This is a genomic window from Azospirillum sp. NS33 (genome assembly GCF_059703765.1).
The window spans coordinates 20,074-41,637 of sequence record NZ_BAAKJB010000027.1; the positions used below are offsets into that span (position 1 = coordinate 20,074).

At 72.7% G+C, this 21,564-nt stretch carries 18 protein-coding genes and 1 tRNA gene; 7 read left to right on the plus strand and 12 right to left on the minus strand.

All coding sequences use genetic code 11. The features are described 5' to 3' along the window. Window positions 1-4: 4 nt before the first annotated feature. The 6 genes from AC6H2I_RS21690 to AC6H2I_RS21715 form a co-directional block, all read right to left on the minus strand. Window positions 5-1,315 (minus strand): MFS transporter, encoded by a 1,311-nt coding sequence (locus tag AC6H2I_RS21690; protein ID WP_497502797.1) that lies wholly within the window; start codon window positions 1,313-1,315, stop codon window positions 5-7. A gap of 88 nt (window positions 1,316-1,403) precedes the next feature. Then, window positions 1,404-2,963, minus strand: coding sequence for an ABC transporter substrate-binding protein (locus AC6H2I_RS21695; RefSeq protein ID WP_497502798.1), 1,560 nt, complete (start codon window positions 2,961-2,963; stop codon window positions 1,404-1,406). Further along, window positions 2,960-3,979 carry an ABC transporter ATP-binding protein gene (locus AC6H2I_RS21700; RefSeq protein WP_497502800.1) on the minus strand — a complete coding sequence of 340 codons (1,020 nt, stop codon included), beginning with the start codon at window positions 3,977-3,979 and terminating at the stop codon, window positions 2,960-2,962. Before AC6H2I_RS21700 ends, AC6H2I_RS21695 begins: the two co-directional genes overlap by 4 nt. Continuing rightward, on the minus strand, window positions 3,976-4,947 hold the full coding sequence (locus AC6H2I_RS21705; RefSeq protein ID WP_497502801.1) for an ABC transporter ATP-binding protein: 972 nt from the start codon (window positions 4,945-4,947) through the stop codon (window positions 3,976-3,978). The genes AC6H2I_RS21700 and AC6H2I_RS21705 overlap by 4 nt, the downstream gene beginning before the upstream one ends. Further along, window positions 4,944-5,864 (minus strand): ABC transporter permease, encoded by a 921-nt coding sequence (locus tag AC6H2I_RS21710; RefSeq protein ID WP_497502802.1) that lies wholly within the window; start codon window positions 5,862-5,864, stop codon window positions 4,944-4,946. The genes AC6H2I_RS21705 and AC6H2I_RS21710 overlap by 4 nt, the downstream gene beginning before the upstream one ends. Before the next feature lie 2 nt (window positions 5,865-5,866). Continuing rightward, a complete protein-coding gene (locus AC6H2I_RS21715) occupies window positions 5,867-6,811 on the minus strand; it encodes an ABC transporter permease (protein WP_497502803.1) in 945 nt (314 codons plus the stop codon). Between the two features lie 203 nt (window positions 6,812-7,014). On the opposite strand from AC6H2I_RS21715, the gene AC6H2I_RS21720 reads away from it, so the two are divergent. From AC6H2I_RS21720 to AC6H2I_RS21735, 4 genes are all read left to right on the plus strand, one after another. Next, window positions 7,015-7,725, plus strand: coding sequence for a GntR family transcriptional regulator (locus AC6H2I_RS21720; protein ID WP_497502804.1), 711 nt, complete (start codon window positions 7,015-7,017; stop codon window positions 7,723-7,725). Window positions 7,726-7,820: 95 nt separating this feature from the next. Further along, window positions 7,821-7,897: transfer RNA gene (locus AC6H2I_RS21725), tRNA-Arg, on the plus strand. A 195-nt stretch (window positions 7,898-8,092) separates the two neighbouring features. After that, on the plus strand, window positions 8,093-8,287 hold the full coding sequence (locus AC6H2I_RS21730; protein WP_497502805.1) for a hypothetical protein: 195 nt from the start codon (window positions 8,093-8,095) through the stop codon (window positions 8,285-8,287). A gap of 33 nt (window positions 8,288-8,320) precedes the next feature. Beyond that, entirely contained in the window at window positions 8,321-8,668 is a 348-nt protein-coding gene (locus AC6H2I_RS21735) for a type II toxin-antitoxin system death-on-curing family toxin (protein WP_497502858.1), read from the plus strand. Window positions 8,669-8,807: 139 nt separating this feature from the next. On the opposite strand, the gene AC6H2I_RS21740 is transcribed toward AC6H2I_RS21735, so the two are convergent. The 4 genes from AC6H2I_RS21740 to AC6H2I_RS21755 all read right to left on the minus strand — a co-directional run bounded on the left by AC6H2I_RS21740 (window position 8,808) and on the right by AC6H2I_RS21755 (window position 11,992). Beyond that, on the minus strand, window positions 8,808-9,146 hold the full coding sequence (locus AC6H2I_RS21740) for a DUF6968 family protein (RefSeq protein ID WP_497502806.1): 339 nt from the start codon (window positions 9,144-9,146) through the stop codon (window positions 8,808-8,810). A 12-nt stretch (window positions 9,147-9,158) separates the two neighbouring features. Beyond that, window positions 9,159-9,587: a hypothetical protein gene (locus AC6H2I_RS21745; RefSeq protein ID WP_497502807.1), complete on the minus strand. Its 429-nt coding sequence runs from the start codon at window positions 9,585-9,587 to the stop codon at window positions 9,159-9,161. A gap of 132 nt (window positions 9,588-9,719) precedes the next feature. Beyond that, complete coding sequence (locus tag AC6H2I_RS21750) at window positions 9,720-11,021, minus strand: glycosyltransferase (protein ID WP_497502808.1); 1,302 nt, start codon at window positions 11,019-11,021, stop codon at window positions 9,720-9,722. Further along, window positions 11,018-11,992 carry a hydrogen peroxide-inducible genes activator gene (locus tag AC6H2I_RS21755; protein WP_497502809.1) on the minus strand — a complete coding sequence of 325 codons (975 nt, stop codon included), beginning with the start codon at window positions 11,990-11,992 and terminating at the stop codon, window positions 11,018-11,020. Before AC6H2I_RS21755 ends, AC6H2I_RS21750 begins: the two co-directional genes overlap by 4 nt. Before the next feature lie 213 nt (window positions 11,993-12,205). On the opposite strand from AC6H2I_RS21755, the gene ahpC reads away from it, so the two are divergent. Together ahpC and ahpF are read left to right on the plus strand one after the other, a co-directional pair. Continuing rightward, window positions 12,206-12,769, plus strand: a complete 564-nt coding sequence (gene ahpC, locus AC6H2I_RS21760; RefSeq protein WP_497502810.1) for an alkyl hydroperoxide reductase subunit C — start codon at window positions 12,206-12,208, stop codon at window positions 12,767-12,769. A gap of 267 nt (window positions 12,770-13,036) precedes the next feature. After that, the gene (gene ahpF / locus AC6H2I_RS21765) at window positions 13,037-14,617 is read left to right on the plus strand and encodes an alkyl hydroperoxide reductase subunit F (RefSeq protein ID WP_497502811.1); all 1,581 of its coding nucleotides are present in this window, start codon (window positions 13,037-13,039) and stop codon (window positions 14,615-14,617) included. A gap of 40 nt (window positions 14,618-14,657) precedes the next feature. Here the strand turns inward: ahpF and AC6H2I_RS21770 are convergent, their stop codons facing one another. Beyond that, window positions 14,658-15,800, minus strand: coding sequence for a NapC/NirT family cytochrome c (locus AC6H2I_RS21770; protein ID WP_497502812.1), 1,143 nt, complete (start codon window positions 15,798-15,800; stop codon window positions 14,658-14,660). Between the two features lie 103 nt (window positions 15,801-15,903). Beyond that, on the minus strand, window positions 15,904-16,908 hold the full coding sequence (locus AC6H2I_RS21775) for a cytochrome-c peroxidase (protein WP_497502813.1): 1,005 nt from the start codon (window positions 16,906-16,908) through the stop codon (window positions 15,904-15,906). A 315-nt stretch (window positions 16,909-17,223) separates the two neighbouring features. Here AC6H2I_RS21775 and AC6H2I_RS21780 point away from each other — a divergent pair, with 315 nt between their 5' ends. Then, window positions 17,224-21,555: a translocation/assembly module TamB domain-containing protein gene (locus AC6H2I_RS21780; protein WP_497502814.1), complete on the plus strand. Its 4,332-nt coding sequence runs from the start codon at window positions 17,224-17,226 to the stop codon at window positions 21,553-21,555. Window positions 21,556-21,564 lie beyond the last annotated feature (9 nt).

Genomic DNA, 21,564 nt, shown 5'->3' on the forward strand with positions numbered 1-21,564 from the left:
TCCTTCAGGGGTTGTGCGGCGGAAGGCCGGGGGCGACGGGGATCGGCAGCGCGGGGACCGGCTCGGGATGGTCCGGCAGGCGGCCCACGGCGAGCGCCGTGGCGGCGCACAGGACACCGCCGGCGACGAAGGTGAACGGCATGCCCAGCCAGTCGCCGAGCGCGCCGACGACCAGGGAGCCCAGCGGCACCGTGCCCAGCATCATCATCGAGTACATGGCCATCACCCGCCCGCGGAACGCCGGCGGGGCGAAGTGCTGCAGCAGGGTGTTGGAGGCGAGGTTCTGCGACAGGATGGCGAAGCCCATGGGCAGCGCCAGGGCCGCGGTGAGAACCAGGTCGCCGGACCAGCCGATGCCGATCTGCACCAGCCCCAGCAGCAGCGTCGACCACACGGGGTAGCGCCGCAACACGGCAAGGTCGTCGAACACGGTGAGGGTGATGGCCGCGGCGACCGCGCCGACCCCGGTGATGCTCATGAGCATGCCGGCGACGCTGGCGTCGGAGTGCAGCATCTGGTTGGCCAGGGCCGGCAGGAACGAGAAGTAGGGCACGCTGGTGAAGCTGCACACGCCCACCAGCAGCAGGATGCGCACGGCGGTGGCGTGGCCGCGCACGAAGGCGAAGCCGCGCCGCATCTCGGTGAGGAAGCCCTCGCCGCGCACCCGCGGCTCCTGGGGCCGGTCGACCAGGGTCGCCAGGGTCAGCAGCATCGGCGCGTAGGCCAGCGCCTTCAGCACGAAGCACCAGCCCTCGCCGAACGACGCGACGATGGCCCCGCCAACGGCCGGGCCGACCAGGCGGGCGGCGTTGAACAGCATGGAGTTGAGGGCGATGGCGTTGCGCAGGTCGTCGATCCCGACCAGCTCGGCCACGAAGGCCTGGCGGGCCGGGCTGTCGAAGGCCGTCACCACGCCGATCGCCAGGGTGAGGGCGAGCACGATCTCCACCGTCACCCGGCCGCTCAGGGTGAGGCCGGCCAGCACCACCACCAGGCCGATGAACGCGCCCTGGGTGATCATCAGCAGGCGGCGGCGGTCCATGCGGTCGCACACCGTGCCGGCCACCGGCCCCAGCAGGAAGGTCGGGCCGAGGTCGCACAGGGCCAGCAGGCCGAGCAGCCACGGCGAGGCGCTGAGCCGCCACATCAGCCAGCCGATCGCCAGGGAATGGAGCCAGGAGCCCACGACCAACGGCGTCTGGGCCAGGAAGTAGCGGCGGTAGAGCGGGTTGCGCAGCGCCCGCCCGGCCCGCTGCCGCCAGCGGGCGGGGGCCGGATCGGGGGTCGGCACGCCGCTTGGCACGGGGTGTCTCACGCCGCCCTCCGGGCCGCAAGGCGGCGTCCGGCACGGGCCGGACGCCGGGGCAAGCAGCCCGGAACGGGGCCCGGGCTCCAACGGGGGATCATTCCGCCGCCATCTCCCGCAACAGCGCCCACTGGCCGTCCGGCGTCCACGCGCCCTTGAAGCCCTTGGGCGACAGCCAGGCGTTGACGCCGTGGTAGAGGAAGACGTAGGCCCCGGTCTCCTCCAGCTTGTCCTGGAGGTCGACGTACAGGGCGGCGCGCACCGCCGGGTCGGACTCCTCCGCAGCCTTGGCGTTCTGGTCGTCCCAGGCGGCGTCGCAGGTGCGCTGGAAGTTCCACACCCCGACCTGGTCGCACTTGAACCATTCGGTGACCCAGCTGGGGTCCGGCGCGGTGGTGAAGGTGATGAAGAACAGCTCGATGTCCTTCCAGGTGCCGCCCTCCTTGTCCTGCTGCTGGGCGGTCAGGGTCGCCTCGTCCATCTGGCGGACGTCCAGGGTGATCCCCACCACGGCGAGCTGGGCCTGCATGACCTGGGCCGCCACCAGCAGGTCGGCGTCGGTGCCGAACTCCAGCTTCAGGCGCAGGTTTGTCACGCCGGCCTCGGCCAGCAGGTCCTTGGCGGCGACGGGGTCGTAGGGGTAGAGCAGGCGGTCGCGCGCCCCCAGCAGCGGTGGCGGGATGATGCCGTAGGCCTGGGTCACCGCGTCGCCGAAGGTGCCGCCGACCACCTCGGGCACGTTGATCGCCCGCTGGATGGCCCGGCGCACCCGCACGTCGGCCAGCTTGGGGTTCTCGATGTTCATGCCCATCCAGGTGTAGGCCAGGGCCGGCTTGACCGTCAGGTCGGCGGCGCCGCCGCCGCGCAGCGCGATGGAGCTGACCGCGATCTGGGTGACGTCGAGATCGCCGGCGTCGAACGCCGTCTCGGCTGCGGTCTTGTCGCCGACCGGGTAGAGCTGGATCTCGTCGAACCAGGGCTGCGGGCCGGTCCAGTCCGGGTCGCGGGTGAGCGTGATGCGCTCGTTGGGCTGCCACTTGGTCAGGGCGTAGGGGCCGCAGGTCGCCAGCGGGTCGGTGCCGATGACGCCGCCGGCCTTCTCCACCGCCGCCTTGCAGACGATCAGGCCCGACGCGTGCGGCAGGGTGCTGGTGAACAGCGGCGCGAACGGCTTCTTCAGGCGGATCACCCCGGTCAGCTCACCGGTCACCTCCACCGTGTCCAGCGCCGCCCAGTCCGAGGCGTAGACGGCGTTGACCTTGGGATCGGCGAAGCGCTCGTAGGAGTACTTCACGTCCTCGGCGGTCACCGGGCCGAAGCCGTTGGTCCAGGTCAGGCCCGGCCGCAGCCGGAAGGGGATGGCCAGCGGGTCGGCCGGGTCGAGGCTCTCGGCGGCATCGAGCTGCCAGCCCCATTCGTCGCCCGCCTTGAACTGGACGAGTCCGCAGAAGATGGCGAACATCACCGTCTCGTCGTACCAGCCGCCACGGGTCGCCGGGTCGAGGTTGCGGATGTCGCCGTCGTTGCGGATCTTCAGGGTGCGGCCGTCGATGGCGAAGGCGGCGCGGCTGCCCACGAGGGTGGAACCGACGACGCCGAGGGTGGCGGCGCTCAGCGCCTTGAGCATCTGCCGGCGGTGGAGGATGGGCGGGATCATCGGGGGCTCCATGCGGTTGACGGGGTGGGCGCCGCCGGCTCCGGCCGGCCGAGCGGAAGCGGGGTCTGCGGGAAGTGGCAGCGGACCTGGTGGCCGGCGCCCAGCACCCGCTCGGGCGGCGCCTCGCGCCGGCACAGGTCCTGGGCGAGGGGACAGCGGGTGTGGAACGCGCAGCCCGGCGGGCGCCGGCGCAGGCCCGGCACCTCGCCGCGCAGGGGCGGGCCGCCGCCTCCGGCGTCGTGGGCGCTCAGCAGGGCCCGGGTGTAGGGGTGGGCCGGGCGGGCGAACAGGTCGGCGGTGCGCGCGCATTCGACGATCCGCCCGAGATACATCACGGCGACCCGGTCGGTGACGTGGCGGGCGACCGCAAGGTTGTGGGTGATGAACAGGAAACTGACCCCCGCGGACGCCTGGATGGCGGCCAGCAGGTTCAGCAGCTCCCCCTGCACCGACAGGTCCAGCCCGGCCGTCGGCTCGTCGGCGATCACCAGCTTCGGGCGCAGGGCCAGCGCCCGCGCGACGGTGACCCGGCGGGCCTGGCCGCCGGACACCTGGTGGGGAAAGCGGTCGGCAAAGCCGGCCGGCAGCCCGACCTCCTCCAGCAACTCCACCGCCCGGCGCTGGCGCTCCGCGGCGCCGGCCCCTTGGATCGCCAGGGGCTCGGTGATGGAGGTGGCGAGCCGCATCCGGGGGTCCAGCGCCGCCATCGGGTCCTGGAACATGAAGCCGATGTTGCGGCGGATCTCCCGCCACAGCGCGTCCTTGCGCCCGGTGACGGCGGCACCGGCCACCGTGATCGAGCCGGCGGCGATGGGGGCGATTCCGCCGATGGCCCGGCCCAGCGTGGTCTTGCCGCTGCCGCTCTCGCCGACCAATCCCAGCGTCTCGCCCTGCCCCACCGTGAGGCTGACGCGGTCGAGCACCACCACCTCGCGGGGCTCGCCGCGCAGGGCGTCGAGCACGGAGCCGACGGGGTAGCGCACGACCAGGTCGTTGACTTCGAGGAGGGGGGTCATGGCGCGCTCACCAGATGGCAGGAGACCCGGCCCGGACCGACGTCCCTGGCCGCCGGGCGCTCGCGGTGGCAGGCCGCCACCGCCTCGGCGCAGCGGGTCGAGAAGACGCAGCCCGGCGGCAGGGCGGCCGGGCTGGGCACCGTGCCGGGGATCGTCGGCAGGGCGCGCGACGCGACGGTGATGCGGGCGGGGTCGCAGGCCAGCAGCGCCCGGGTGTAGGGATGGCGGGGCCGGTCCAGCACGGCGCCCACCGGGCCGCTCTCCACCAGTTCGCCGGCGTACATCACGGCGACGTCGTCGCACAGCCGGCGCACCACCCCCATGTCGTGGGTGACGAAGACGATGGACCCGTCGACCGCGCCGCGCATGGCGCGGATGATCTCGATCACCTCGGCCTCGGTGGTGGCATCGAGCGCCGTCGTCGGCTCGTCGGCGATCAGCAGCGTCGGCCCGACCAGCAGGGCCGCGGCGATCGCCACCCGCTGGCGCAGCCCGCCCGAGAGCTGGTGCGGGTACTGGCCCATCCGCACCATGGGATCGGAGAGGCCGACGCGGCCCAGCATCTCCGCCGCCCGCGCCCGCTTGTCGGCCCTGGACAGGCCGTCCAGCCGGTGCTGGAACTCCACCAGCTGGGTGCCGATGGGGATGACGGGGTTGAGCGCGGTGAACGGGTCCTGGGACACGGTGGCGACGGTGCGGCCGCGCAGGGCGCGGCGCTCGCGCTCGTCCATCGCATAGAGATCGCGGCCGTCGATGCGGATGGTACCGCCGATGCGCGCGCTGCGCGGCAGCAGGGCCAGCATGGCGCCGACCATGCTCGACTTGCCCGACCCGCTTTCGCCCACCAGGCCCAGGATGCGGCCGCGGCCCACCGACAGCGTCACGTCGCGCACCGCCGGCACCGGGCCGCCGTCGCCGTGGTAGGTGATGGAGAAGCCGTCGATGGCGACGATGGGATCGGCGTTCATCGCCGTCCTCCGCTCTTGGGATCGAGCAGGTCGCGCAGCGCCTCGCCCAGGAAGGTGAAGGCGACGGTGGCGATCACCACCGGCAGCCCCGCGGCGATGGCGATGTGCGGCGCCTGGCGCAGGAAGCTGTAGCCGTCGCTCAGCATCGTGCCCCAGCTCGGGTCGGGCGGCTGGATGCCCTGGCCCAGGAAGGACAGCCCGGATTCGATGCCGATCACCGCGGGGATGTCCATGGCGATCAGCACGACGATCGGACCCAGCAGGTTCGGCACCAGATGGGTGAGCGCGATGCGCAGGCGCGAGGCCCCCATCACCTCGGCGGCGGTGACGAAGTCGGTGCGGCGCAGCACCAGCACCTGGTTGCGCACCACCCGGAAATAGCCGGGGGCCATGGCGAAGGCGATGACCGCCACCAGGGTGGCGAGGCTGGGGCCGTGGATCGCCACGATGGCCAGCGCGAACAGGATCATCGGCAGGGCCCGCATGGCGTCGCACCACAGCACCAGCAGGCCGTCGATCCAGCGCCCGCCCAGCCCCGCGGCGATGCCCAGCGCCGCCCCCAGGCCGAGCGCGGCCAGCGTCCCGGTCAGCGCCACCTTGAGGGCGACGCCGGTGCCGTGGATGACCCGGGACAGCACGTCGCGGCCGAGCTGGTCGGTGCCCAGCCAATGGGCCCAGGAGGGCCCCTGGAAGCGGAGCCGCGGCGCGATGCGCACGGGATCGAAGGGTGCGATCCACGGCGCCAGCAGGGCGCAGGCGACCAGCGCGACGACGACGGCCAGGGCCACCGCACCGGCCGGATTGGCCAGCAGCCGGCGCATCCCGGCGGCCATGGCGCCGGCCGCGGGGCTGCGCCAGGCCGCGCCGACGCGCCCCAACGGGCCGTTCCGGGACGGCGCGTCCGGCACGCCCGCCACCCTCAGGCCTCCTTCCGGACGCGGGGGTCGAGAACCGCGGCCAGCACGTCGGTCGCCAGGTTGGCGATGACGTAGAGCACGGTGGTCACGACCACGGTGCCGAGCAGCACCGGGAAGTTCCGCGCGGTCACCGCACCATAGGCCAGGGAGCCCAGGCCGGGGCGGGAGAACACCACCTCCACCAGCACCGCGCCGGACAGCAGGTTGCCGAGCCCGACGCCGATCACCGCCACCACCGGGATCAGGGCGATGGGCAGGCCGAAGCGGAGCGCGATCCGCGTGTCGGAGACGCCGAACGCCCGGTAGGTGCGCACGTGGTTCTCGTGCAGCGTCTCCAGCAGCGAGGCCCTCACCAGGCGGGCGATGTAGCCGACCCAGCCGATCCCCACCGCGAAGGCCGGCAGCACGAGGTGGTGGAGCTGGTCGCCGAGATCCCCCGCCTCCCCCGCCCCCATCGCGGGGAACCAGCCCAGGGTCACCGCGAACAGGATCAGCGCGTAGATCGCCAGCAGGAAGGACGGCAGCGCGATCACGCTGGTCGAGAACAGCCCGACGGCCCCGTCGGTCCAGCCGTTGGGCCGCAGCGCCGACAGGGTGCCCAGGGGCACCCCCAGGACGACCGCCCAGCCCAGCCCGGCCATCGCCAGGGTCACCGTCTTGGGCAAGGCCGCCGTCACCAGGACCAGCACCGGCTGGCGGGTCAGCAGGTCGGTGCCGAGGTCGCCGCGCGCCAGGTTGCCGAGGAAGCGGAACGCCTGCACGACGATGGAGCGGTCGAGGCCCATCGCCGCGCGGAACACCTGCTTCTGGGCCTCCGTGGCGCGCGGCCCCAGGGCGATGGTCGCCGGGTCGCCGGGCACCAGGTAGATCAGGCAGAACAGGATCAGCAGGGCGGTCAGCAGCACGCCGATCGACAGGACGAGCTGCCGCAGAACGTATCCAGTCACATCGCGACTCCGCTGCGGATTCCACGGGGCGGGCGTAGCGGCGTCGCCCGTCGGGGTGCGGCGCGCTCTCGTGATATTCTTTGTAAGATATTACAGGATGCACTACGCTGCGCAAGCCGCTTTTTTGCGGTGCGTCATGGCGATCCACGCGGCGGGGTCCGCGGCCGTGGCGCAACAAATCAAAAGGGCTGGAGGAACGAGGAATGGCGAGCAACGCCGGCAACGCGCGCGACGGCGCGGGGCGCCGCGGCAAGGCGTCCCTGGCCGATCGCGCCTACGACGCGATCCGCCGGGACATCGTGTCGTGCACCCTGAAGCCGGGGGACGAGTTCACCGAGATGGACATCGCGGCCCGCATCGACATGAGCAAGACGCCGGTGCGCGAAGCGCTGATGCGCCTGCAGTTCGACGGCCTGGTGAAGGCCTACCCGCGGCGCGGCTACATGGTGCAGCCGATCAAGGTCTCCCACATCAACGACATCTTCGACCTTCGGGTGATCCTGGAGCGCGGCGCGACGGAGCTGGCGGTGGCCCGGGCCGGTGCCGCGGAGCTGGACGAACTGGCCGCGCTGGCCGGCGCCATTCCCCAGGAGCGCTACCGCGACGACGCCGACCGCGCCCACGACGTGAACGACGCGTTCCACTCCGGCATTGCCCGCGCCGCCCGCAACGAACGCCTGCACCGCACCGTGGGCCAGTTGCTGAAGGAGCTGGAGCGGTTCTTCTTCATCGAGGCGCGGGCGACGGTGGCGCGGCCGGTCACCTACGCCACCCATCTCGACGTCGTCGAGGCGATGCGGCGCGGCGACGCGAAGGCCGCCGGCGACGCCATGGTCGACCATCTCGAGGGGACGCGGCACACCCTGCTCGCCTCCGTTCTCGACATCAACCGCCACACGCCGATCCTGCTGTGAGGCGCCGGAGAGGGGGGCGAAAAAAGCGGTGCGGCGCCGCAAATCGATGTTTGCCCCGGCAAATCCCTTGCGCTATGGTGCGCTTCCGCTGACGGGGACCCGTAGCTCAGCTGGATAGAGCGCTGCCCTCCGAAGGCAGAGGTCACAGGTTCGAATCCTGTCGGGTCCGCCAGCGTCTCCCATGCTTTTCAAGTTTATGGCCGCCACCTTGGGCATCTGTCCCGGCGGCACCACGGCGGTGTCGTGGCTTCCCGCGCCAGTCCGCAGGAAAGACGACGCTGGCTTCCGATAGCCATCATGAATTCCCAGATGTTACAGTGGCTCTGAGGGGCCTATCTCCCGTTGCCAGACTGCCAAGGAGGGCACCATGGCTCAGAAGAAGCTCAAGGGCGACGCGCATCGGACGAACGTCGAGGTCAACAGCATCATTGAAGCCGAACACCCGGCCGCGCCCGCACGCTCCTTCGAGCCTCGCCCGGCAAAGGACAAAGCCGACATCGATGCCCGATTGGAACGGGTGATGACGAAGATTTCCAAAACGCGCGCGTACCTTGGCCGATGAACCTCTCTGGCTGACCGCCGACGATATCGAACGATCAACCAGCGAGAAGTCGGCGAGACGGGCGAGCCGTTCTTCGTCCGCGACCATGGACTGCTGGACAGTGCCGTCGCGAAGCCGATCAATCGGTGGCACTACGGCGAGTATGACGTTGTAAACCTCGCCGTAGCGCTCCTCCAAGGGTTGGCGCAAAATCACTGCTTCGAGCAAGGAAACAAGCGCACGGCGGCAACGGCGGCCGTGCTGTTTCTGGACCTGAACGGCTACGAGTGGGTCGCACCGGACACGACAGAGTTCGGCGTTTGGGTAGAACGTCTCATCTTGCATGACATCAGCGAAGGCGACCTCGCCGAATTCATGAAAGATCGACTCCGGCCATACTGATCAACGCGGTCCGTGGGAATCATCCACTACAGCACCGCCGAAAGGGCCGTCCATTTCGGGCGGCCCCTTTGTCATGGGCGATGTATCGCACGCACGTTCGATAATGGCGAAACTCGGCGGATAGGGCGGTCGCAAATGATCAACCTGATGGCGACCCGTCTGGCGGCGAGAACCATCGCCCGGCCGGGGTGAAGCGGTTGACGACGTCATCGAACCCGGGCAGGCCCAAGCAGGGGCTGCCGAGCCACGTCACCTCGCCCCCCCAATCCTGCAGCACAAAGTGCGCGCTGGTCATGGCGTTCAACAACGCCTGCACACTGTCGATTCCCATGGCATCGCCGCGATGGCATCTGGACGGCGATGAAATCTCGTACTCACATCGGAAGTCCTGATTGTCCGGTGTGGGGATAAAGAAGCGGCAGGAGACCTCCTGCCCTGCCACGTCAAACACCCGCTTGGCGACAACCCTCTCATCCATGCGGCACCTCGTTCATGTCCGTGAACCGTCTCGCCCACCGTCATCATGGCGGGCGGCATCGGAGGCGGTGTTGGCAGCGGCCACGTCGACCGCCTTGCCACACCGGGAGCAGGTGTCCGCACCGGGCTTCAGGACGGCGTAGCAGTTCGGGCAGGTGTTGAGGATGTCGGCGGCGTTCATCCGGCGCGGCGGGTTCGCGCTGCCGGCCGCCGGCACGGTCTTCAACGCCGGCTTTTTCATCTCCACCACGATCTGCTCCAACAAGGTGGCGGTCCGATGTGAATTGCGCAGCATTTCCGCCATCCAGCCGAAGGCCACCAGGGCCGCGAGGCCGGTGAACCCGTAGCTGAAGACGAGTGCAAGGCTGCCATAGAACTGGTAGACCACCAGGCCGAAGCCGGCCCCGCTGATCAGCCCGAGCACCCACAGAACAGTCGGCATGACGCGCTCCCCTCATCGTTCGGGCCGAGGATGCGCGTCAATGCACCTCCGGTCCAACCGTTGGCCACCGATGGCGCAGGTGAACCGCATGCCGCCGCAGAGGCGCACCCGGTCGCGCGCCGGCAACGGCCGTCAGGCCGCCCGCCCCAGCCCCTCCAGCACTGCGACCGCCGTCGCCACCCCGTCCTCGGCGCGGATCGCCCGCCCCAGGGCCGCCGCCGCCCGGGCGATGGCCGGGTCGCCCGTCGCCAGGGTGACGGCGGCGGCGAGCCGGGAGGCGCTCAGGCGGCGCCGGGGAAGCGGGGCGGGGCCGGCGCCCAGCGCGCGGACCCGGTCCCCCCAGAAGGGCTGGTCGCCGAACACCGGCACCACCACCGACGGGCACCCGGCCCGCAGGGCGGCGGCGGTGGTCCCGGCGCCGCCGTGATGGACCACCGCGGCGGCACGCGGGAACAGCCAATCGTGCGGTGCCTGGTCGATCGCCAGCATGCCGTCGGACAGGGTGCCCGGCCGCAGACCGTCGCCGCCCGTCACCAGCACGCCGCGCACCCCGGCCTGCCGCAGCCCCTCCACCACCGTCGCGGCGAGCCCCGCCGGGTCGCGTCCGGCCATCGAGCCGAAGCCGACGCAGACCGGCGGCGGCCCGCCGTCGAGGAAAGCCGCGAGGTCCGGCGGCGGCACCCAGCCGGCGGCGCCGTCGGCGGCCCCATCAGGGGCGGCGTCGAGGAACCAGTACCCCGTCAGCCGCGCCGTCGCCGGCCAGTCCGCCGGCCGCGGCACCACCTGCGGGCTGACCGCGTGCAGCACCGGCAGGGGCCGGCCGTCGGCGGCGTGCAGCGGGTCGAGACGGGCCGGCCGCGGCAGCCCCCGCGCCGCGCGCCACGCCCGCATCTGCGGCCCGGTGGTCCGGGACAGCAGGGCGCCGACCGCGGCGTAGGTCAGGCGGTTGTACCCGCCGCCCAGGGGCAGCGCCGGAAAGCCCGGGCACGGCCGCTCCGCCGTCGGCACCAGCATCGGCACCGGCAGGGCCAGCACCCCCGGCACCCCCAGGGCCTCGGCGAAATGGGCACCGCCCAGCGCCTTGGGGTGGAAGACGACGAGATCGGGGGCCGTCCGCTCCGCCGCGGCCCAGCCATCGTCGAGCACCGCGCGCAGCAGGGGCCCCAGTTGGCCGGCCATCGCCAGGGTGTGGCGCAGCGCCTGGAGCGCGTTGGTGGTCGTCTCAACCATGATGCGCCCCGCGGGCCCGTCGAGCAGCGCCAGCAGCCCGTCGTCCAGCGGCGCGAATCCCAGCCCGTGGCCGGCCACGAAGGCCTCGAAGCGCGGGCTGGTGGCCAGGACCACCCGGTGGCCGGCGGCCGCCAGACCCCGGCCCAGCGCCACGAAGGGCTGGACGTCGCCCCGCGTCCCGTAGGTGAGAAGAAGGACCCTCACGGCCCGGCGCCGACCGCGCCCGCCACCACGCCCGCCCCCACCGCGCCACGGTGCGGCGGCGCCGTGGCGGCGACGCCCATCTCCGCCTTCAAGGCGGCGGCGAGATGCAGGAAGGTGTCCTTGCGCCCCGAGGTGCGGCGCCACACCAGCCCGATCCGCCGGAACGGGCGTTCGCCGCTCAACGGGCGGACCGCCAGGTCGAGGCCGCGCAGGATGCCGGCGTCCAGCGCCATCTGCGGCAGCAGAGTCACCCCCAGGCCGTTGGCGACCATCTGCACCAGGGTGTGCAGGCTGGTGCCCTGGTACGCCGCGTTGCGCCGCCCCGCCTCCAGGGAGCACGCGGCCAGCGCGTGGTCGCGCAGGCAATGGCCGTCCTCCAGCAGCAGCAGGTCGGCCAGCGCGACGTCGGCGGGGCGGGCGGCCGAGGCCCCGCACAGCCGGTGGCCCGGCGGGCAGACCACCGAGAACCGGTCCTCCGCGAGGTCCACGGACTCCACGTCGCCGGACGGGTACGGCAGGGCGAGAATGGCGGCGTCCAGTTCGCCGGCGTCGAGGCGCTCCAGCAGACGCGCCGTCTGGTCCTCGCGCAGGAACAGCTTGAGATCGGGAAAGGCGGCGCGCAATCCCGGCATCACCCGGGGGATCAGGAAGGGGCCGATGGTCGGGATCACGCCGAGGTGCAAGGGTCCGGACATCGGCGATTCGGTGGACCGCGCCACGTCGACCAGATCCTCCGCCCCCTTGAGGATCGCCCGCGCCCGCTCCGCCACCTCCCGGCCCAGCGGAGTCGGCATCACCGAGCGGCGGGTGCGCTCCAGCAGCGGCGCCCCCAGCAGCTCCTCCAGCTCCTGCACGCCGGCGCTCAGGGTCGACTGGCTGACATGGCACGCCTCCGCGGCGCGGCCGAAATGGCAGCGCTCCACGACGGCGACGAGGTAGCGGAGCTGGCGCAGCGTGGGAAGCGCGTTCATGCCCCGACTGTAATCGACTGAGTCGATCAATGCGATCTGAATTTTCCGCTTTTTGCGGCGCGAAAATCCCCCTATTTTCCCGACGGGCAACGGGCCGTGGAAAGCCGACCCCTGACACGCCCTTCGTGTCCGGTGTCCCCGCTGCAGGGACCCGGCACAGGGCGGACGGCAGGAACGCTGGCGTTCCCGATTGTTTGTACAACGGAGCTTATCATGTCGCTGATCAACACGGAAATCAAGCCCTTCAACGCCACCGCCTTCAAGAACGGCAAGTTCGTCCCGGTTTCGGACGCCGACCTGAAGGGCAAGTGGTCGGTGGTGTTCTTCTACCCCGCGGACTTCACGTTCGTGTGCCCGACCGAGCTGGAGGACCTCGCCGACAATTACGGCGCGTTCCAGAAGCTGGGCGTCGAGATCTACAGCGTGTCGACCGACACGCACTTCTGCCACAAGGCCTGGCACGACACCTCGCCGGCCATCGGCAAGATCGAGTACACCATGGTCGCCGACCCGACCCAGGCGATCTCGCGCAACTTCGAGATCCTGATCGAAGAGAACGGCCTGGCCGACCGCGGCACCTTCGTGATCGACCCCGAGGGCAAGATCCAGATCGTCGAGATCACCGCCGGCGGCGTCGGCCGCAGCGCCACCGAGCTGCTGCGCAAGATCAAGGCCGCCCAGTACGTCGCCGCCCACCCGGGCGAGGTCTGCCCGGCGAAGTGGGAGGAGGGCGAGAAGACCCTCGCCCCGTCGCTCGACCTGGTCGGCAAGATCTGAGGCACGGGCCACGCCGGCTCCGCCCCCCGGCACCGCTCGGTGCCCACCGGGGGCCGGGGCCGGCACCCGTCCGATCTGTTGTCCCCCCGGCCCTCGATCGGGGCCGGGGAGATGGCGCCGCCTCGCCCTCGTGCGGGACCGCGCGCCGGCGGAACGTGGCGCAGCGCCACCGTGCCGCATGGCCATTCTGCCGCACGCGCGTTGCGTCGCCCCGGCAGCCCGGCCGACACTTCCTGTCAAGAATTGCGTCCTGGGGGAGCCATCGCGATGTTGGATGATTCTGTCAAAGGCCAGCTCAAGGCCTATTTCGAGCGCATCACGCAGCCGGTCGTCCTGGTGGCCAGTCTGGACGACGGCGCCAAGGCGCAGGAGATGCTGACCCTGCTGCAGGAGGTCGCGGCGCTGTCCGACAAGATCTCCCTGGCGACCGACGGCGACGACGCCCGCACGCCGTCCTTCGCCATCACCCGCGCCGGCACGGAGATCGCCGTGCGCTTCGCCGGCCTGCCCATGGGGCACGAGTTCAACTCGCTCATTCTCGCCCTGCTCCAGGTCGGCGGCCACCCGTCGAAGGAGTCGGCGGACCTGCTCGAGCAGATCAAGGCGCTGGACGGCGACTATCTGTTCGAGACCTATTTTTCGCTGTCCTGCCAGAACTGCCCCGACGTGGTGCAGGCGCTGAACCTAATGAGCGTGATCAACCCGCGCATCCGCCACGTCGCCATCGACGGCGCCCTGTTCCAGGACGAGGTCACGGCGCGCAAGGTCATGGCGGTGCCGTCGGTCTACCTCAACGGCGAGCCGTTCGCCCAGGGCCGGATGAGCCTGGAGCAGGTGGTGGCCAAGCTCGACACCGGCGCCGAGACGCGCGCCGCCGAGGCCATCAAGGGCAAGGAACCGTTCGACGTGCTGGTGATCGGCGGCGGGCCGGCCGGCGCCGCCGCCGCCATCTACGCCGCGCGCAAGGGCATCCGCACCGGCGTCGCCGCCGAGCGGTTCGGCGGCCAGGTGCTGGACACCATGGCGATCGAGAACTTCATCTCGGTGTCCCACACCGAGGGGCCGAAGCTGGCCGCGGCGCTGGAACAGCACGTGAAGGACTACGAGGTCGACGTGATGAACCTGCAGCGCGCCGAGGCGCTGGTGCCGGCCAAGATGCCGGGCGGCCTGCACGAGGTGCGCCTGGCCAGCGGCGCCGCCCTGCGCGCCCGCACGGTGGTGCTGTCGACCGGCGCCCGCTGGCGGCAGATGAACGTCCCGGGCGAGGACGAGTACCGCAACCGGGGCGTCGCCTACTGCCCGCACTGCGACGGCCCGCTGTTCAAGGGCAAGCGGGTGGCGGTGATCGGCGGCGGCAACTCCGGCGTCGAGGCGGCCATCGACCTCGCCGGCATCGTCGCCCATGTGACGCTGGTCGAGTTCGACAGCCAGCTCCGCGCCGACGCGGTGCTGCAGGCCAAGCTGCGCAGCCTGCCCAACGTCACCGTCATCACCTCGGGCCAGACCACCGAAGTGCACGGCGACGGCGACACGGTCACCGGGCTGTCCTACAAGGACCGCACCAGCGGCGAGCTGAAGCGGGTGGCGTTGGACGGCATCTTCGTGCAGATCGGCCTGGTGCCCAACACCGAATGGCTGAAGGGCGCGGTGGCGCTGAGCCCGCGCGGGGAGATCGAGGTGGACGCCCGCGGCGCCACGTCGGTGCCGGGCGTGTTCGCCGCCGGCGACGCCACCACGGTTCCCTACAAGCAGATCATCATCGCCATGGGCGAAGGCTCCAAGGCGTCGCTGTCCGCCTTCGACCACCTGATCCGCACCGTCCCGGCCAACGAGGCGGCGGCCGCCTGACGCCGCCGCAGACGCGACCCTCCGATGCCGGCGCCGGGCCTCACGGCGCCGGCGGCGGTGCGTCGGCGGCGTTGCTCTGCAGCCAGACCAGCAGCAGGCCGGCCTCGTCCGGGGTCAGCCGCGTCAGCCGCGTCATGGCGTTGAGGTTGCCGATCCACGCGTCGGCGCTGTAGGCCTGCGGCGCGTAGGGGGCGTGGCAGAAGGTGCAGGTGGCGTCGTACATCTCGGCGGCGTAGGCCCACAGCGCGGCGGCATCGCCCACCAGCCCGTCCGTCCCGGTCCATGCCGCCAGGCGCACCTCGGTCCACGTCCACCGCTCGCCGGCGGGCGCGACGGTGCGCAGGTCCTCGGCCGCGGCGACCGCCGGACCCTCCAGGCGGGCGCGCGGGATGCGCCGGCCCCGGGCGGCGTAGAGGGTGGCCCGCGTGGTGCCGCGCTGCCATCCCCGGACCTCGACCCGCACGCGGTCGCCGTCCACCCCCAGAACCCGCAACGGGCTGCCGGCGGCGACCGCGCCCGCCGCCTGGCCCTGCAGGCTCAGGGGCAGCGGCGCCAGGGCGTACACCGTGTCGCCGGGGGCCGGGGTCCGCGCCGCCGCCGCCGCGGCGAGCCCGTCGCGGGTGCGCCGGTGGGCGGCGTCGATGTCGGGCAGGCGATGGGCGATCCCCTTGTGGCAGTCGATGCAGGTCCGCCCCGCCTTCATCGCCGCTTCCATGGCGGTGGCCGCCTTGGCGGATTGCTTGTGGAAGTCCATCGCCGCGAAGGAATGGCAGTTCCGGCACTCCCGGCTGTCGGAAGCGCGCATGCGGTCCCACTCGTGGCGGGCCAGGGTGTGGCGCTTGGCCTCGAACCGCTCCGGCGTGGCGATGCTGCCCAGCGCCCAGTGGACCAGCTCCTTGGTCGCCAGCGCCTTGCGCGCCACCTTGTGGACCCAGTCCCGCGGCACGTGGCAGTCGGCGCACACCGCCCGCACCCCGGACGCGTTCTGGAAATGCACCGAGCCCGTGTACTCGGCGTACACCGTGTCGCGCATCTCGTGGCACGAGATGCAGAACTCCAGGCGGTTGGTGGCCTCCATGGCGGTGTTGAAGCCGCCCCAGCCGGCCACCCCGGCGAGCACGCCGACCACCCCCACCAGCGCGAGGCCGCCGCTCCCGCGCCCCCGAAACACCCTGCGAGCCATGCGCAGCGCTCCCCGATCCTCCACTCCCCATGGGAAAGGGGCCGGACGGCGTCCCCGCCATCCGACCCCTTCCCTTCTCCCTGCGGCCCGCGGCCGCAGCCGGTCAGTCGAACGGCCGGGGCTGCGGCGTCGCGTCGGTCGACGGCGGCAGGATCGGCAGCGCGAAGGACGGCTGGTCGCCGGTCAGCGTCTTCAGGAACGCCACGATCTTGCCGTTCTCCTCGTCGGAGAACTTGCGGCCGAGCTGGATGCGGCCCATCACGTCCACCGCCTGGGCCAGGGTTCCGGCTTCGCCGTCGTGGAAGTACGGGTAGGTCAGCTCGACGTTGCGCAGGGTCGGCACCTTGAAGTTGAAGCGGTCCGCCTCCTCCTTGGTGACGGCGATGCGGCCCTCGGCCGGGTTGGAGGTCTGGTACGGCTCCATCACGCCCATCTTCTGGAACGTGTTGCCGCCGGCGGCCGAGCCGTTGTGGCAGGCGGTGCAGCCGGAGTCGCGGAACAGCTCGTAGCCCTCCAGCTCGTCGTTGCTGAGCGCCGCCTTGTCACCTTTCAGCCACTGGTCGAAGCGCGAGTTCGGGGTGACCAGCGTCTCCTCGAACGCGGCGATCGCCTTGGTCACCTCCTCGATGGTGACCGTGTCCTGGCCGAACACGGCCTTGAACTCCTCGACATAGCCGGGAATGGACTGCAGCAGCGACACCGCCAGGGAATGGGTGAAGGCCATCTCGCCGGGGTTGGCGATCGGGCCGCCGGCCTGGTCCTGCAGCGACATGGCCCGGCCGTCCCAGAACTGGGCGACGTTGAGGCTGGCGTTCAGGACCGTCGGCGCGTTGATCGGGCCTTGCGACCAGTTGTGCCCGATCGAAGTCTTCAGGTTGTCCGTTCCCCCCATCGACAGGTTGTGGCAGGAGTTGCACGAGATGAACCCGGACTTCGACAGCCGCGGATCGAAGTAAAGTTTCTTGCCCAATTCGACCAACCCGGCGTCGGTGACCTTTGCCGGCTCGATCGGTTGAATCGGCTCGTCCATCTGGGCGATCGCGCCGCCCGCTCCCCCGAGCGCGACAGCCAGCGCGGCCGCCACCGATAGCGCATGACGCTTGGACATGGTGTGCTCCCCAAAGCTTCTAAGTTGTCGAAAACAGCGCTGATATCGTTGGGAGTTTAGCCGCGGGCCTGGCGCCGTTCCGCCCCGCCGCTTGCCGCGCGTCACTATGCCTCACGCCGGCTTGACCGCGGTCGTTGCACCGCCGGCACCCCCTCCGGGCGAGCACGGGGGCGGTTGCGCCTCATTCGCATTACTTCGGCCACGACCGGCAGTTGCGGGGTTGCCGGCCGGGCGCGGGGACGAACGGTGGCATGCGGCGCGTCAGCCTCTATATTGAGTGGACCGCCCGCTGGCCCGCCATTCGAGGAACGCCCCTTGACCTACCGCAGAGTGCTGCCGGCGGCGGCCGGCCTGGTGTTGGTGGCCGCGGCGGCGATGGCGCAGGAGGACGGCGGCGGGCGCAGCGGCATCCGCGGCTGGATCGCCGGCACCATCGAGTCCCTCGTGTCCGGCCCCGACCTGCAGGTCCGCATCGGCGAGATCAGTGGCTTCGTCCCCCTGAATTTCCGGGTCAGCGAGATCTCCGTGGCCGACCGCGCCGGCGAGTGGCTGCGCCTGGAGGGGCTTCACCTCAACCTCGCCCCCACCGCCCTGTTCTCCGGCCGCCTCGGCGCCGACGCCATCGAGGCGGAGCGCATCGTGGTCGCGCGTGCGCCCCTGCCGTCCGCCGCCGCGACGCCGCCGGAGGACCAGGAGGATGGTCCGGTCTCGCTGCTGCCGGACCTGCCCATCGGCGTCTCCGTGGACCGCCTCGCGGTGGGCGAGCTGCGCCTGGGCGCGCCGCTGCTGGGCGAGGCGGCGGTGCTCCGCATCGCCGGGCAGAACATCGTGCTCAGCTCCGGCGGGGCGGCGGTGTCGGCCGACCTGGACGTGGAGCGGGTCGACGCCACCCCCGGCCAGGCCAGCCTCGACGTGGCGTTCCGCCCGGAGGACCGCACCCTCGACCTGGCGCTTCAGGCCTCGGAACCGGCCGGCGGGGTGATCGCCCGTGCCGCCGCCCTGCCCGGCCTGCCGCCGGTGGAGCTGCGCCTGGACGGCACCGGCAGCCTCGACGACTGGCAGGGCACCCTGGTCGCCGCCGCCGGGGAGCTGCTGCTGAACGCCGACGCCACCATCCGCCGGGTCGAGGCCGGGCACCGCGCCATCCTGACGGCCGGCGGCAACCTGATGCCGCTGGTCGCCGCCAAGGCGGGGCCGGCTGTGGCGCCCCTGGTGGGCGACGAGCCGCGGCTGCGGGCCGAGGTTCTGGTGGGCCCCGACGGGGCGCTGACCTTGCAGCCGCTCACCGCCACCCTGGCGGCCGGCACCGCCACCCTGTCCGGCACCGTCGCCGCCGGGTTCGAGCGGGTCGCCCTCGACTACGAGGTCACCGCCGGACCGGAATCCGCCCTCCACGCCGCCCTGCCGGCCCCGGCCTGGACCAGCGCCACCCTCGCCGGCCGGGTCGAGGGACCGCTGGACGCCCTGGCCACCACCCTGGAGGCCCGCCTGGCCGGCCTGGCCGCGGGCGACCCGGCGCTGGAGCCGCTGCTGGGCGAGCGCCTGACACTGAGCGCGGCCGCCACCGTGGCCACCGGCACCGGGCGCATCGCGCTGGACCGCGCCACCCTCACGACGGCGGCCGGCACCGCCTCGCTGGCCGGCACCGTCACCGACTGGGGCGGGGCGGTGGACGCGGTGGTGACCCTCGACCTGCCCGAGCTGGCCCGTCTCTCCGCCCTGGCCGGCCGGCCGCTGGCCGGCGCCGCCAGCCTGCAGGGGCCGCTCACCGTCGGCCCCGGCAACGCCGTCCGGGCCGAGCTGGCGGGGACCGTCCGCGACCTGGAGACCGGCACCCCGGCGGACCCGCTGCTGGGAGCCCGGGCCGACCTGGCCGTGGTGGCCGCCCTCGATCCGGACGGGGCGGTCCGCGTGGAGCGGCTCGCCGTCGAGGGCGCCGACGCCACCCTGGTCGCCGAGGCCGCGCTGGACGGCGGACGGCTGGACGCCACCGCCCGCCTCGCCCTGCCGCGCCTTGCCGCCGTCGGCGACGCCGTGGGCACGCCGATGGCCGGGTCCGCCACGCTCACCGCCACCGCCACCGGCGCGCTGGACGCCCTGGCGGTGCGCGCCGAGGCCGCGGCCCAGGGGCTGGAGGCGGCCGGGCGCCGTTTCGGCGACACCACCGTGACCGCCACCGCCGAGTCCCTGGCCCAGGGGCCGCGCGGCCGGGTCGAGGCCGGCGCCCGGCTCGCCGGGCTGGGCCTGCGGTTGCAGTCGGACTACGCCCTGGATGGCTCCGCCCTCCGCCTTGCGGACCTGGCGGTGACCGCCGGCGCCAACCGGGTCAACGGTTCGGCGACCCTGGCGCTCGACACGATGACCGCGACCGGCACGCTGGACGGAACCATGCCGGAGCTGGCGGCCCTGTCGGAGCTGGCCGGGGTGGACCTGCGCGGCGACGCCGCCTTCACCCTGGCGCTCGACGCCCGCGACGGCGAGCAGGCGGCGACCCTCGACGCCCGGGCCTCCGGCCTGCGGGTGGCCCAGGACGGGGCGGAGACGCTGGCGGCCCGCCGCCTCACCGTCACCGCCCGCGTCGCCCGCGCCCTGACCGCGCCGTCGGGCGAGGCCAGTCTGCGCCTGGACGACGGCGCGGTGGCCGGCACCGCGGTGGCACGGCTGACGGCGCGGGCCAGCGGCGACCCCTCCGCCGCCACCTTCGAGGCCCGCGCCGACGCGCCGGGGCGCGACGGCCTGAACGCCGAGCTCGCCGGCGCCCTGGACACCTCCGCAGCGGTGACCACCGTCCGCCTCGACCGGCTGCGCGCCAGCGCGCACGGCGAGAGCGTGCGCCTCGCCGGCCCCGCCCGCCTCGAGCTGGGCGCCGGGCGCACGGTGGTGCGGGGGCTCCGCCTGGTCAGCGGCGAGGCCAGCCTCGCCGCCGACGCCGGCCTCGTCGCCGGCCGGCTGGAGGGCGCGCTGCGCCTGGACCGCATCCCCTTGGCGCTGGCCCGGCTCGCCGCCCCCGATCTGCCGGTGGAGGGCACCCTGAACGCCACCGTCGACCTCGGCGGCACGCTGGCCGCGCCACGGGTCGACGCCGCCCTGCGCCTGGCCGGCGTGCGCGCCCGCCAGATCGAGCAGGCCGGCATCGCCGGGCTGGACGCCGAGGTGCAGGCGCGCTGGCGCGACGCCCGCCTGTCGGTCGACGGGACCGTGCGCCCGCAGGGGCGCAGCGGCGAACTGGCGCTGCGCGGCTCCCTGCCCCTGGTCATGGACCCGCAGACCATGGTGCCGGCCCTGCCGCCGGGCGGCCGGCTGGAGGCCGCGGTGACCGGCGATCTCATCCTCGACCAGTTCAACGACCTGCTGGCGACCAGCGGCGACCGCATGGGCGGACGGCTGGTGCTGGATGTCCGGGTGGGCGGCACCCTCGCCGATCCCAGCGTCGGCGGCCGCGTGACGCTGGCCGACGGGCGCTACGAGAACCGCGCGTCGGGGGCGGTGCTCACCGGCATCGAGGGACGGGTGGTCGGCACCGGCGCGGTCTTCCGGGTCGAGCGGCTGGTCGCCGCCACGCCGAATGGCGGCGGGCTCCGGGTCGACGGCACGGTCGCGCCGGGCGCCGACCAGGTCTTCGACCTGACCATCACGATGAACGACGCCGCCCTGCTGCAGACCGATCTGGTCGCCGCGTCGGTCGACGCCGACCTGACCCTGACGGGATCGCTCGCGCGCGCGGTTCTCGCCGGGCCGATCCGGATCGTGCGGGCGGACGTGCGCGTGCCCGACAGCGCGCCGCCGGAGGTGGTGACCCTCGACGTGGTGGAGATCGGGCGTGGCCGGCGCACCCCGACGCCAGGGCGCAAGCCGGGCGCGGCCACCCCGGCCGGGGACGCAACCGGCGCCGCCGGGGACGCCGCCGGCGCAGAGCCGGCCGCGGCCGAGCCCTTCGCCCTGGCCCTGGACATGACGGTGGAGGCGCGCAACCGGATCTTCGTGCGCGGCCGCGGCCTGAACGCCCAGTTCTCCGGCGACCTCCGGATCGCCGGGACGGCGGCCCGGCCGGTGGTCGACGGGCGGCTGGTGATGGTGCGCGGCGAGCTCGACGTGCTCAGTCAGACCTTCGACTTCCAGCGTGGCATCATCGCCTTCGACGGGCGCTGGCCGATCGATCCACGCCTCGACCTGGTGGCGCGCGCCACCGCCAACGACGCGACGGCGGAGATCGCCGTGTCCGGTGCCGCCAGCCGGCCGCGCATCGCCCTGTCGTCGCCCCAGGGGCTGCCCCAGGACGAGGTGCTGGCGCGGGTGCTGTTCGGCAAGCCGCTGAACCGGCTGAGCGCGCTGGAGGCGGTGCAGATCGCCCGCTCCGCCGCCGACCTCGCCGGCGTCGGCGGTGGCGCCGGATTCGTCGACCGCCTGCGCGAGGGGCTGGGCATCGACCGGCTGGAGTTCACCCAGGGCACCGCCGGCAGTCCCGGCGGGGTCGAGGCCGGCCGCTACGTCAGCGACCGCGTCTATGTCGGCATCGAGCAGGGCATCGGCCCGGCCCAGAGCCGCGCCAAGGTGGAGGTGGACATCACCGATTCGATCAAGGCCGAGGCCGGCGTCGGCGCCAACGCCGACACCCAGGTCGGCGTCAAGTTCGAGTGGGATTACTGAGGCCGCGGC

Bases quoted from the DNA above. Each gene is read 5' to 3' on its own strand.
- AC6H2I_RS21700 (WP_497502800.1), bottom strand. From the start codon at position 3,979: ATGACCCCCCTCCTCGAAGTCAACGACCTGGTCGTGCGCTACCCCGTC.
- AC6H2I_RS21720 (WP_497502804.1), top strand. From the start codon at position 7,015: ATGGCGAGCAACGCCGGCAACGCGCGCGACGGCGCGGGGCGCCGCGGC.
- AC6H2I_RS21770 (WP_497502812.1), bottom strand. From the start codon at position 15,800: ATGGCTCGCAGGGTGTTTCGGGGGCGCGGGAGCGGCGGCCTCGCGCTG.
- AC6H2I_RS21740 (WP_497502806.1), bottom strand. From the start codon at position 9,146: ATGGATGAGAGGGTTGTCGCCAAGCGGGTGTTTGACGTGGCAGGGCAG.
- AC6H2I_RS21695 (WP_497502798.1), bottom strand. From the start codon at position 2,963: ATGATCCCGCCCATCCTCCACCGCCGGCAGATGCTCAAGGCGCTGAGC.
- ahpF (WP_497502811.1), top strand. From the start codon at position 13,037: ATGTTGGATGATTCTGTCAAAGGCCAGCTCAAGGCCTATTTCGAGCGC.
- AC6H2I_RS21745 (WP_497502807.1), bottom strand. From the start codon at position 9,587: ATGCCGACTGTTCTGTGGGTGCTCGGGCTGATCAGCGGGGCCGGCTTC.
- AC6H2I_RS21775 (WP_497502813.1), bottom strand. From the start codon at position 16,908: ATGTCCAAGCGTCATGCGCTATCGGTGGCGGCCGCGCTGGCTGTCGCG.
- AC6H2I_RS21755 (WP_497502809.1), bottom strand. From the start codon at position 11,992: ATGAACGCGCTTCCCACGCTGCGCCAGCTCCGCTACCTCGTCGCCGTC.
- AC6H2I_RS21730 (WP_497502805.1), top strand. From the start codon at position 8,093: ATGGCTCAGAAGAAGCTCAAGGGCGACGCGCATCGGACGAACGTCGAG.
- AC6H2I_RS21705 (WP_497502801.1), bottom strand. From the start codon at position 4,947: ATGAACGCCGATCCCATCGTCGCCATCGACGGCTTCTCCATCACCTAC.
- ahpC (WP_497502810.1), top strand. From the start codon at position 12,206: ATGTCGCTGATCAACACGGAAATCAAGCCCTTCAACGCCACCGCCTTC.